Annotated in this window: 8 protein-coding genes and 1 other RNA gene; 3 read left to right on the top strand and 6 right to left on the bottom strand. The window is 70.8% G+C overall.

The annotated features are described in order from the left end of the window. Positions 1-3: 3 nt before the first annotated feature. Genes IG84_RS0113160 through IG84_RS39285 form a run of 3 tightly spaced genes read right to left on the bottom strand, consistent with a single transcriptional unit; the run spans position 4 to position 6,431 of the window. On the bottom strand, positions 4-1,317 hold the full coding sequence (locus tag IG84_RS0113160) for a putative T7SS-secreted protein (RefSeq protein WP_031055358.1): 1,314 nt from the start codon (positions 1,315-1,317) through the stop codon (positions 4-6). Positions 1,318-1,320: 3 nt separating this feature from the next. Continuing rightward, positions 1,321-1,632, bottom strand: a complete 312-nt coding sequence (locus tag IG84_RS0113155; protein ID WP_031055355.1) for a hypothetical protein — start codon at positions 1,630-1,632, stop codon at positions 1,321-1,323. 50 nt (positions 1,633-1,682) lie between these two features. Then, a complete protein-coding gene (locus IG84_RS39285) occupies positions 1,683-6,431 on the bottom strand; it encodes an FtsK/SpoIIIE domain-containing protein (protein WP_031055353.1) in 4,749 nt (1,582 codons plus the stop codon). A 253-nt stretch (positions 6,432-6,684) separates the two neighbouring features. On the opposite strand from IG84_RS39285, the gene IG84_RS0113145 reads away from it, so the two are divergent. Further along, complete coding sequence (locus IG84_RS0113145; protein WP_031055351.1) at positions 6,685-6,972, top strand: WXG100 family type VII secretion target; 288 nt, start codon at positions 6,685-6,687, stop codon at positions 6,970-6,972. 310 nt (positions 6,973-7,282) lie between these two features. Here the strand turns inward: IG84_RS0113145 and rnpB are convergent. The 3 genes from rnpB to IG84_RS0113135 form a co-directional block, all read right to left on the bottom strand. Next, positions 7,283-7,684: RNase P RNA component class A (rnpB, locus tag IG84_RS38895), an RNA gene on the bottom strand. Positions 7,685-7,702: 18 nt separating this feature from the next. Then, entirely contained in the window at positions 7,703-9,160 is a 1,458-nt protein-coding gene (locus IG84_RS0113140; protein ID WP_031055349.1) for an RNB domain-containing ribonuclease, read from the bottom strand. Positions 9,161-9,273: 113 nt separating this feature from the next. Further along, a complete protein-coding gene (locus tag IG84_RS0113135) occupies positions 9,274-9,744 on the bottom strand; it encodes a VOC family protein (protein WP_031055347.1) in 471 nt (156 codons plus the stop codon). Positions 9,745-9,930: 186 nt separating this feature from the next. On the opposite strand from IG84_RS0113135, the gene IG84_RS0113130 reads away from it, so the two are divergent. Together IG84_RS0113130 and eda are read left to right on the top strand one after the other, a co-directional pair. Further along, complete coding sequence (locus IG84_RS0113130) at positions 9,931-10,779, top strand: YaaA family protein (protein ID WP_031055343.1); 849 nt, start codon at positions 9,931-9,933, stop codon at positions 10,777-10,779. Positions 10,780-10,884: 105 nt separating this feature from the next. Further along, complete coding sequence (eda, locus tag IG84_RS0113125) at positions 10,885-11,538, top strand: bifunctional 4-hydroxy-2-oxoglutarate aldolase/2-dehydro-3-deoxy-phosphogluconate aldolase (protein ID WP_031055342.1); 654 nt, start codon at positions 10,885-10,887, stop codon at positions 11,536-11,538. Positions 11,539-11,576: the final 38 nt, after the last annotated feature.

Here is an 11,576-nt window from a genome sequence, read left to right as displayed (position 1 = left end):
TGCTCACCATCCGCTCCCCACTTCAATAGTCGGGGCGTCCTTGAGGTCCCCGTAGCCGTCGTACCCGACGAGCGTCGAGGCGTTATCAATCACCTTGTCGCCAACGTCGGCACCCGTTCCTACACCCCAATAGATCTGGAACTTCCTATGCTGCGACAGCGCCTCCTTCGCGCCTGCCTCAACTGCGCCGTCACCGGCGTAAGCCGACTGCATACGCTTGGCGTCCGCGGCGAGTTCCCGGCCTTCCTTCTCCCCGAATCCCCGGCCTACCTGCGGCATGGGCGCATTGGCCTCCGCCTGCTTCGCTGCACGCATCTCACCGGCGCCCTGCGCACGCAGCCGCTGCTTGGCCCTCAACGCCATCTGTCCACGCTCTGAATTGGGTCCGTAGCGGGTGATGTTCTTGTCGAGGAGTTTGCGCATGTTCTTGTAACGATCGAACTGCTGGCGAGCCTTCTGGGTGCTGGCGGCAGCCTTGGAAGCGGTCTTGGTCAAGGCTCGGCTGGCTTTGAGGCCCTTCATGGCTGCCGAGCCGAACCCCATCGTCACCACGGCGAGCGCGTCGAACGCGACGTCTGTCCACGAACCCTCGCCGGTGATTGCCAACACCAGGTGGCCGGCCAGGCTCGCGAACGTCAGGGCGGTGGCGAGTGCCGCGACCCAACCCACCGGGGTGCAGAAGATGGCGACCAGAGCGAGCGCGGTCCCGAGATAGCCGATCACTTCGAGCGCCGTATCGAGCCCCTGCGCGAAGTTTTCCCAGGTACTGTCCTTGATGACGTCCGAAATGTCGTCACCGATGTTGTTGGCGAAGTGCTGGGCGCGGGTGTCGCGTTCGGAGATGACGTCGTTCAGCTGCTTGCGGTACGACGCCAGGTGACTGTCGGGGTCAGAGTCCTCCGGCTTGTCCTTGCCGTCCCTCTTCGCCTCGGCTTCCTTCTTCTTCACCTCGGCAGTGTGGTGCTCATCGGCGCTCTTCGCGGCCTTGAGGATCCCGTCCGCCCGCTCCTGGAAGCCCTCCAGTTCGTTGGCCCACTTGCCCAGGTCACCGACCACGCGCTCGTAACGGCCCGCCGTCTCACGGAAGTGCTTTTCCAGCTCGCCGGCCTTCTCACGGATCTTGTCGGCGTACGCCCCCTTCAGCGCATCGCCGTCCTCGGCCTTGCGCAGAATTCGGGCCTGATCGCGGAGTGTCTTGGCGAGGTTCTTCATCTCCGTGACCTCGTGCCGGATGTCCTCCGGGTCACCGGGGATCGGGTCCTTCTCCGCCAGCGGATGCCAGTCGACCGGCCGGCGCCTGCCCCTACCTTTTCCCATCGCTTACTTTCCCCCGTTTTTCCCGTGCTTCTCGGTTGCGTTCTTCAGGTCGAGATCCTGCTTCTTGAAGTTCTTGAGGGCACCCTCTACGTGCTCCCCCAACTCCTTGACGCTGTCCACCAACTTCTCTCGATAGTTGTCCCAGTTGGAGACGAACTCGTCCATCTTTTCGGCGATGCTGTCGTGACCCCAGATGTCCTGTATGTCTTCACTGTGATCATCGATGTCATCCATGACCTTCTTGATCTCCTGAAGATTGCTCTTCGAGGACTCAAGCAGCGTGTAGTCGACAACCAGCCGATCGTGGCCGCCCATATGGCGCCTCCCCCTTTGCTCTTACGTAGCCAACAGCTTCACGTCGCCGCTCAGCCCACCGGCACAGTCACCGTGAACGCCTCCCCGTTCCCCAGGTGCAGCAGGCCCTTGCCCGGGTTCACCGGGCCGCCTACCGTGCTGCGGTTCAGGCGGACGCCGATCAGTTCGCCGCTCGAGGTGTCCTGCGGGGACAGCAGCAGGCCGCGCTTGGACTTCTTCAGGTCGACCTGCCAGCCGCTGAAGCCCGAGCAGACGTCGTCCTCGTCGCCGGCGATGACGATGCCGATGCCTCGGTCGGAGCCCGTCGAGATCAGCCGCTTGAACTCGTCCTCCGCGTCGCAGTCTTCAAGGAGTTCGCCGTCGTCGATCAGGATGACGATCGGGTGCTCCGGTGAGGCCGTCGCGACGGCCTCCTGCAGCTCGTCCTCTTCGATGTCGCTGCCCGTGAAGACCGCCACGACGCCCTGAAGACCCTTCAGTTCGCGCAGCGGGGAGGTCCGCGGGGCGCAGACGACGAGGCGGGCGCCGCGGCCCACGAACGTACGCGCCAGGTTCATCAGCACCGTCGAGCGGCCCGACTTCGCCGGGCCCGCGATCACGAAGCCGGGCGTGCCCTGTGCCAGGTCCGGGCCGAAGGCCATCAGGTCGTCGCCGCCGACGCCCACCAGGCCCCACATCCGCGAGGCGGACGCCGCCGGGTCGATGTGCTGCCACGCCTGGTCGAAGGTGATGCGGCTGGGCAGCGAGTCCACCCGGAACGGCCGCAGGGCCCGCGGCACCGCCGCGTCCCGGCGGGTCGCGCCCTCACCGATGGCCGCGAGGGCCGCGTTCTGCCCCTGCCCGGTGGAGTCCTCGCTCAGCAGCGCGAACTGGATCTCCGTACCCGTCTCGTTGCGGAACGCGCGGCCCGGCGGGATCTCGTCCGGCACCTTGCGGCTATTGATGCCCAGCATCGAGAAGTCGGTACGGTCCGCAAGGCGCAGGCCGAGCTTGTCCTCCGTCAGCGAGGCGATCCGGCCGGTCAGGAGCTGCCTGTCGCCCGTGATCACCAGGTGGATGCCGACGCTCGCGCCCTCGCGCATCAGGGTCAGCAGCTCGTCGGTCAGCTCGCCGTGCTCCAGCTCACCCAGGGAGGACATCCAGCCCTCCCAGCGGTCGAGGAGCAGCACGATGTGCGGCAGCCGCCGGTCCTCCGGCGTCGCCGCGCGCTGCTCGCCGATGTCCGCGAAGCCGTACTCGGCGAGGAGCTCCTGCCGCTTGCTCGCCTCCGCCGACAGCCGGCGGACCAGGCGGACGGCCCGCTCGCTCTGGTTGCGGCCCACCACCGCGCCGCAGTGCGGCAGCTTGGTCAGCGCGTTCAGCGCACCGTTGCCGCAGTCGATGCCGTACAGGTGGACGTCGGCGCAGGAGAGGGTGCGGGCCAGGGAGCCCGCGATCGTCCGCAGCACCTGGGAGCGGCCGCTGCGCGGCGCGCCCGCGATGAGCAGGTGGCCGAAGGTCGCGAAGTCGACCGTGACCGCGCGGCGGGCCTGGCTCGACGGCAGGTCCTCGATGCCGTACGGCGCCGGAGGCAGCGCGCCCATGCCCTGCACCGGCGGCAGGTCCTCGGGCAGCAGGGTCTCCGCGAGGGCCGGCAGCCACGGGCTGTGCGGCTGCGCGATCTGCAGGTGCGCGTTGGCCTCGCGGACGGCGTCGACCAGCACCTTCAGGTCGGTGATCTCCTCTTCCTCGCTCTTGGCGGCCGCGGGCTTCGCCAGCGCGGCGCGGCCCAGGTCGGCCCAGTCCAGCTCCCCGGTCCACGGGGCGATGGCCATCGGGTCCACGGTGCCGGGGCGGCGGCCGCCGACGCGGCCGGACTGGAAGGGGATGAGGGAGGCAGCGCCGGTACGCACGTAGGCGCGGCCCGGGTTGTTCTTGGAGATGTTGCCGGCCTCGGGCGAGTCGATGACGTCCGACGACTCGCCGCCGTCGGTGACCCGCAGGGCGATACGGAGGTTGGTGTTGGCCCGGATCTCCGGCGAGACCACGCCGGACGGCCGCTGGGTGGCCAGCATCAGGTGGATGCCGAGGGAGCGGCCGCGCTGGGCGATGTTGACCAGGCCGGTGACGAAGTCCGGCAGGTCGCGGACCATGGACGCGAACTCGTCGATGACCAGCAGCAGTCGGGGCAGCGGCGCCATACCGGGGTTACGGCGTACCAGGTCCTGGTAGTCCTCGATGTCCTTCGCCCCGACCTGGGCCAGGATGTGCTCGCGGCGGTGCAGTTCGGCGCCGAGCGACTCCAGGGCGCGCTCGACGAGGTGGGCGTCGAGGTCGGTGACCATGCCGACGGTGTGCGGCAGGTGGACACAGTCCTTGAACGCGCTGCCGCCCTTGTAGTCGACGAGCACGAAGGTCATGTTCTCCGGCGTGTTCGCCACCGCGAGCGCGGCGACGATCGTCTGCAGCAGCTCGGACTTACCGGAGCCGGTCGTACCCGCGATGAGGCCGTGCGGCCCGTCCTTGCGGATGTCGATGCCGAACGGACCGTCGTACGACTCACCGACCATCGCCAGCGTGGACTGCCCGCCGGTCTGCCAGCGGGCGACCACCGCGCCGGCCGTCGGCGGCTCCATCTGGAGGACGTCGAGGAGCCGGCTGGAGTCCGGCAGCGCACTGTCCGTCGCCTCGCCGCTGATGTCGCGCAGCGGGGCGAGCGCCCGGGCCACCCGGGCGCACCAGGCCGGCGAGACGAAGTCGGGCCGTACGCCCAGGATCTTGGCCTGGCCCTCCTGCTGCACGCGCAGCCGCAGCACGTTGGGGTCGAACTGCTCCGCGGCCGCCGGCGCCGCGGGCGCGGGGGCGCCGCCCTGGTTGTCGAGGGAGAGCATCACGGCGGCGGTGTTGGTCAGCGCCGGGTTGGCGGGCGCGTCGGACTTCTTCCGCTTCTTCTTCTTGCGGCGCGACCTGCCGCCCTCGGCCGCCGCCTTCTTCCGCCGCTCCTCCTCGTAGGCCCGCTGCAGCACTTCGAGAGCCTCGCTCGCGCCGCCGCCGGCCTGCCGCTCATGCCTGGCGTGCCGGGCGTTGCGCGGCTCCGCGATCACGATGCCCTTGCACTCGCCCGGCAGGAACCGCTCCTCGGCGTCCAGGCAGATCGCGTACATCGATACGGCCGGGCCTTCCTGCAGCAGCCGTACGACGCCGGGCATCGAGCGCAGCCGGCGCGAGCCGTCCCAGACGACGACGATGTCGGGGTCGGCGAAGCCCGCCTGACCGCGGTTCTGCTGGGCGGCCTTCTGCCTGGCCTCGAGGATCTGGGTGAGTTCACCGATACGGGCGCCGACGGTCTCGGCGTCGTTCCCGATGAGGACGTTGGCGTCCTGCGCCGTCGGGCGGGCGTGCGGCAGCCAGCGGACCCAGTCCCAGCCGGCCTGCGCGTTCGCCTCGGTGAGGACGTAGAACTGCACGTCCAGCGGGCTGTGCAGGGCGGCCGCCTGCGTCACGGTCCACCGCGCCAGGCTGCGCGCGGTCTCGCCGGGGCCCGCGAAGCCGATCACGCCGAGCTGGCCCAGGTGCAGGGCGACGGGGGTGTCGGCGATGTCCCAGGTGACCTGGCGGCGGTGGTCGTCCTGCTCGGGGTCGTCGAGGACGACGGCGGAGGGCAGCCGACCGGTGCCCACCCGCAGCAGCAGGTGGTCGGCGTCGCTGCGGCGGCGCTCCCACAGGCGGGTGCGGGGGCCGGTGGCGTTGGCCCAGATGGTGCCGGGGTCCGGGTGGTCGAGGCTGCGGTCACCGCGCTCGAGGACCAGCGCCTCCTGCGCGTCGCGCTCGATCCGGGCCTTGTGCTCCTCGTACTCCTCGACCTGCTTGGCGTGGGACTTGCGGCCGTGCTTCTTGTCCCAGAAGTAGTTGCCGATCATGATCAGCGGGCTGAAGACCGCCATCAGCAGGTACGTCGTGCGCCCCATCACCATCGCCATGGTGACGGCCATGACGAGCGGGGACGCCGCCATCAGCCAGGGCAGCGGCCGCGCCTCGTACTCCTTCGGAGGCGACGGCAGACGGAATCTGGTGGTGCGCTCCGGGGGGCGCAGCCGCGGCGGGCGGTTGTAGTCGAGCGCCGAGCCGTCGTCGGACCACTTCAGGGCCGCGTCCGGCGGCGTGTAACGGTCCACGTCGAGCAGGGTGTTGCCGAGGGCGAGCTGGGAGCCGACGGGCAACTGCTGCCCTTCGAACGGCTTGCCGTCGACGAGCACCTGGTCGGGCGTGGGCTCCTTGGCCTCGGGTGCCGCACCCGGCAGGCCGGGCTGCCCGCCCGGCTGCTGTCCCGGCCCCTCGGCGCCCTGCCCGCTGCCGTGCACGGCCAGCCGGAGGTCGTCCGCGGAGACCACGTAGAGCGTCAGCGCGCGCTGGGGCATCTCCGGGTCGTTGATGAACAGTTGGCAGTTCTGCCCGGAGCCGATGTCGTACCGGCCGATACCGAGCCGGTACACGGCGCCGGCGTCGGGCCCGCCGGCCACCCGGACCTCGATGACGCCGGCCTGCTCGCCGGGCAGCGTGCCCGAGGGGTCGTCCAGGCTCACCACCGCGCCGTCGCGCAGCGGGGAGCTGGTGACGGTGTGGGCGGGGTCCACGGGGTGCTGGTCGACGTAGAGCACGGGACCGGGCTGCCCTGCGTACGCGCCGGGCGCGACTCCGCCCCGCACCCGGGCTGCCAACTCCCGGGCGACGGCGTCGATGCGGGTCTCCGGGTCGGCATCGAGGACGAGGTCTTTGCTGGCGTGCGTATAGGGGTCGACGACGGTCAGCTTCAAACGCACTTAGCTCCTCCTCGAAATGCCTCTCTAGGAGAGAGAGAATATCGTCCCGGAAGCTTGGTCGCGCACCTGCGGCATACCTCAACAATGTCCCGTTTTCAGGGGAGTTAATGGGCGCTGCGGACTGCGCTTATGTGCGCCTGTGACGGTGAGCGACTAAGGTGCCCAACGGCGTGTGCCTCGTAAGCCGGTGCGCGCCACGCGTATGCCGGGAGGGGGACCTCGCGGTCGTCAAACGGAGGGAATGGGGAGCGTCATGGCTAAAGACCTTGATGTCACATATGAGGACATGCGGGCCGCCGCGAAGAAGATGAACCGCGAGAAGGAGCGCATCGAAGAGAAGCTCCACGACCTGAAGACCTACATCGACGGCCTGCTCGAGAACGGCTTCGTCACCCGGTCTGCGTCGAAGAAGTTCGGCCAGGACTTCGAGGAGTTCAAGCAGGGTATGTCGAAGACCAACGAGGGTCTCGACGGCCTGGCGCAGTACCTGGAGAAGGCTGCGGACTCCTTCGAGAACCTCGACAGCGAGCTCGGCAAGTAAGTCGGCAACTGCCGCAGTTGAGTTCACCTGCGCACAGCGCACGGGGGTGGGGGCGGTGTTGGCCCGGATTGGCCGACACTGCCCTCACCCCTTTTCTGCTCTCTGCGGCAGGATGTGAGGAACGCAATAGTCGGACGGACCGTCACACCGCCCGCCCGGCATTTCTCCATTTCCTCTCCAATTCCTTTACAACTCGCGGAAGCTGCGGCAGTTCGCGCACGGGCTCGGGCACGGCGATCCGGCGTGCACGCCGCGGACGTACACGCTGAGGCGCGGCACAGCCGCAGGAAACGGGAAGAAGAAGAAAAGGCGGACGAGTCGGCCTGTACGCCGGGTTTTGTCTCCCGGGGCCCTTGCGGGCCGCGGGGAGGCGGCCATCCATCTAGGACTGCCGTTGCCGGCAGCCTCGTGCGGTCCACCCGCGGACTCGGGCGGGCAGCCCTCGATCATCCGCGCAGGGCCGTCAGCCGACGGCCCCTTTTGACCTTGCTCCGGGTGGGGTTTACCTAGCCCTCCGAGTCACCTCGGAGGCTGGTGGTCTCTTACACCACCGTTTCACCCTTACCGGCGCCTTGCGGCACCGGCGGTCTGCTTTCTGTGGCACTGTCCCGCGGGTCACCCCGGGTGGGCGTTACCCACCACCCTGCCCTGTGGAGCCCGGACGTTCCTCGGGGAGGTCCGAAGACCCCCACGCGACCGCCCGGCCGGCTCGTCCGCCGTACTGACCATGCTACCCGTACGCCGGGACGAAGCGGACCGGGTCCCGGCCCGGCGCCGCGGCGGTGAGGCGGACCCGGAGGGGGTGGCCGAGCGGGAGCGGAGAGCCGTCCGGGCCCGCGTCGACGCGGCCGACGACGGCCGGTTCGCAGAGGTGGACCGTGCCCTGCTGCGGCCGGTCCTCCCGACGGTCCACGACGTACGCGTCGAAGGACTCGCCGACCCGGTCCCGCAGCACCGCCGCCTCGACCAGGTCGACGGACTCCCGCTCTACCTGGTGCGCACGCCGCCCGCCCGCCGCCATCTCCTCGGGCAGCGCGGGCAGCGCCGCCCGTACCCACTCCGGTACCGGCTCCCCCGCCGCCGCGGCCAGGCACACCTCGGAGACGTACCGGTCCACCAGGCGGCGGATGGGCGCGGTGGCGTGCGTGTAGGGCGCGGCGACCGCGGCGTGCAGCGCGTCCCCGGGCGCGGGCGCCTCACCGTCGAAGACGGTGTACCCCGCGCCGCGCAGCAGCGCCGTGCACTCCTGGAGGAACGCGGCGTGGGTGCCGCGCCGCGGGTCCAGGCCGCGGATCAGCTCCGCGTACGAGGTGTGGTGCGGCCAGTCGATGCCCAGCGCGCGGGCGCAGTAGTGGAGGCGGCCGACCGCGCCGTCCGGGGCCGCCGGGAGAGTGCGCAGGATGCCGGTGCCGCAGTCGAGCATCAGGTCGGCCGCGGCCATGCCGGTGAGCAGGGAGAGCTGCGCGTTCCACCCGTCGGCGGGGAGCGGTGCCCGGTACGCGAGGCGGTACCGGCCGTCCTCGACGACGATCTCCTGCTCGGGTACGTCCAGGGAGATCCCGCCGCGGGCCCGCTCGCGCTCCTCCCGCAGCAGCCCGATGTCGCGCAGCAGGGACAGCGGCTCCTCGGCGGTGCCGGAGTCGATGGTCCGCTGTACGCCCTCGTAGTCGAGCCGGGCCCGGGAGCGGACGACGGCCCGCCGCACGTCCGCCGCGACCAGCGCACCGTACTCGTCGAGGTCGAGCTGCCACAGGACCGCCGGCCGGTCCTGGTCGGGCAGCAGACTGGCGGCGCCCTCGCCGAGTACGGGCGGATGCAGCGGGACCCGGTCGTCGGGGAAGTACAGGGTCATCACGCGCCGGTGGGCCTCGGCGTCCAGCGCGCCGCCGGGCGCGACGAAAGCGGCGACGTCGGCGATGGCGTAGTACACGCGGAAGCCGCCGGGCGCGCGGCGCGCGAGGTACATCGCCTGGTCCAGGTCGGCGGAGCCGGGCGGGTCGATCGTGAAGAGCGGCAGGTCGGTGGCGTCCTCGGCCGGCATACGGGGGCCGCGCGCCACGCGCGCCGCCTCCTCCCGCACCTCGGGCGGGAAGTCCGCCGGGACCTCCATGCGCGTCCGCAGCTCCCGCAGCGCACCGCGCAGCAGGGCCTCGTCCTTGTCGGTCACTCGCATCGGGCGACGGGGCATGGTTCGAGGTTAGGACGGCGGGGCGGGACGGGCCCGGTGGAGCGGGGCGGCGCACGCGGAAAAAGCCGGGACCGCCCGTCGGCTCTCGTACGCCCGTCAGCCCTTGTACCCCGTCAGCCCTTGTACGCGGCCTCCAGGCGGGCGACGTCGATCTTCTTCATCTCCATCATGGCCCGCATGACCCGCTGCGCGCCCTCGGCGTCGGGCCCGCCCAGCAGCTCGGGGAGCGCCCGCGGCACGATCTGCCAGGACAGGCCGTACTTGTCCTTGAGCCAGCCGCACTGGCCCTCCTCGCCGCCCTCGGTCAGCCGGGCCCAGAGCTCGTCGACCTCCTCCTGCGTCGCGCAGTCGACCGAGAGCGAGACCGCTTCGGAGAAGGTGAAGGCCGGGCCGCCGTTGAGCGCGAGCAGTTCCTGACCCGCGATCTCGAAGCGGATGACCATGACCGAGCCCTCGGGGCCCGGGCCGCTCGCTCCGTACCGCTGCAGGTCCAGGATGCTGCCGCCGTCGAAGACGGAGAGGTAGTGGTTCACCGCCTCCTCGGCCTGGTTGTCGAACCACAGACACGTCGTGATCTTCTGCATGCTGCGCTCTCCCGATCTCAGGAACGGCGTCGTGGGCCGAAGCTACTCCCGGCGGGGCGGCCTGGCACGGATGCGCGCGGGCAGGGGTGCGCACGGTCCCGAATGCGCGGCGGATGCCCGTAGGCGCGGCGGATAGGGTGCACCGGGGCCGCATCCCGTACCGCTACGACCGTTGAGGAGACCGCCGTGCTCGTTCTGCTGCCGCCGTCCGAAGGGAAGGCCGCAGGCCAGGCCGGGGAGCCGCTGGACGTGGCCGCGCTGTCGCTGCCGGGCCTCGCCGCCGCGCGCGAGACCGTGCTGACGGAGCTCGTCGAGCTGTGCGCGGCCGATGCGGGCAAGGCCCAGGAGGTACTCGGCCTGAGCGAGGGACTCAAGGGCGAGGTCGCGAAGAACGCCGCGCTGCGGACGGCCGGCGCGCGCCCGGCCGGGGAGATCTACACCGGCGTCCTGTACGACGCGCTGGGCCTCGCGACGCTGGACACGGAGGCGCGCGCACTCGCCGAGCGCTCGCTGCTCGTCTTCTCCGGTTTGTGGGGCGCGGTGGGCATCGCCGACCGGATCCCTTCGTACCGCTGCTCCATGGGAGTGAAGCTGCCGGCCCTCGGGGCGCTCGGCGCGTACTGGCGCGGGCCGATGGCGGAGGTCATGCCGGAGGCGGCATCAGAAGGGGCGGCGCGAAGCGCCTCCGGCAAGGGCGGTGGTGGGCGACGGGCGGGCGGCCTTGTACTGGACCTGCGCTCGGCGGCGTACGCGACCGCGTGGAAGCCGAAGGGCGAGGTCGCCGAGCGGACCGCGACCGTGCGCGTGCTCCAGTCGAAGATCGTGAACGGCGTCGAGAAGCGGTCCGTCGTCAGCCACTTCAACAAGGCGACGAAGGGCCGGATGGTCCGTGACCTGCTCTCGGCGGGGCTGGAACCGGCCGGGCCCGCGGAGCTCGTGGAGGCGCTCGGCGAGCTGGGTTACACGGTCGAGGCGCAGGCTCCGGCCAAGCCCGGCAAGCCGTGGGCCCTGGACGTGATCGTTACCGAACTCTGACCGGTCCCCACTCCGCATACCGGTTTCCCGCACACCCGTATTCGAGTTATTGCAGCATGCGCAACGCTCGTTGCGAAGAATGCGGCCGAGGCGCACTATGAACGCGTGACTAGTGCTGCCTCTGCCTCCGCTGCCGCTTCCCCCGAGGGCTCCGTCCTCGGGCTCGCCCCCGTCATCCCGGTCGTCGTCATCGAGGACGCCGCCGACGCCGTACCGCTCGCCCGCGCGCTCGTCGCGGGCGGCCTGCCCGCGATCGAGGTGACGCTGCGTACCCCGGCGGCACTGGACGCGATCCGGGCGATCGCGGCCGAGGTCCCGGACGCGGTGGTCGGCGCCGGCACGGTGATCACTCCCGGGCAGGTCACGGAGACCGTCGCGGCGGGCGCCCGCTTCCTGGTGAGCCCGGGGTGGTCGGCGCCGCTGCTGAGCGCGATGAAGGACTCCGGCGTACCGTTCCTGCCCGGCGTCTCGACGACGTCGGAGGTCGTGACGCTGCTGGGCGAGGGCGTCACGGAGATGAAGTTCTTCCCCGCGGAGGCGGCGGGCGGCACGGCGTACCTGAAGTCGCTGGCCTCGCCGCTCCCCCAGGCCCGCTTCTGCCCGACGGGCGGCATCACGGAGGAGAAGGCCCCGTCGTACCTGGCACTGCCGAACGTCGCCTGCGTGGGCGGCACGTGGATGCTTCCGGCGGACGCGGTGCGCGCCAAGGACTGGGCGCGCGTCGAGCGACTGGCACGGGGCGCGGCCGCGCTGGCCTGACGGGACGTTGCCGGGCGCGGCACCGTCGTGGCTGGTCG

Source organism: Streptomyces ochraceiscleroticus (genome assembly GCF_000720485.1).
Classification (GTDB): Bacteria; Actinomycetota; Actinomycetes; order Streptomycetales; family Streptomycetaceae; genus Streptomyces; species Streptomyces ochraceiscleroticus.
This window is presented reverse-complemented; position numbering and strand designations above follow the sequence as displayed.

What these genes read in the sequence shown, in the direction of transcription:
- IG84_RS0113145 (WP_031055351.1), top strand. Translation starts at nt 6,685, where the DNA reads ATGGCTAAAGACCTTGATGTCACATATGAGGACATGCGGGCCGCCGCG.
- IG84_RS0113140 (WP_031055349.1), bottom strand. Translation starts at nt 9,160, where the DNA reads ATGCCCCGTCGCCCGATGCGAGTGACCGACAAGGACGAGGCCCTGCTG.
- IG84_RS0113155 (WP_031055355.1), bottom strand. Translation starts at nt 1,632, where the DNA reads ATGGGCGGCCACGATCGGCTGGTTGTCGACTACACGCTGCTTGAGTCC.
- IG84_RS0113135 (WP_031055347.1), bottom strand. Translation starts at nt 9,744, where the DNA reads ATGCAGAAGATCACGACGTGTCTGTGGTTCGACAACCAGGCCGAGGAG.
- IG84_RS0113160 (WP_031055358.1), bottom strand. Translation starts at nt 1,317, where the DNA reads ATGGGAAAAGGTAGGGGCAGGCGCCGGCCGGTCGACTGGCATCCGCTG.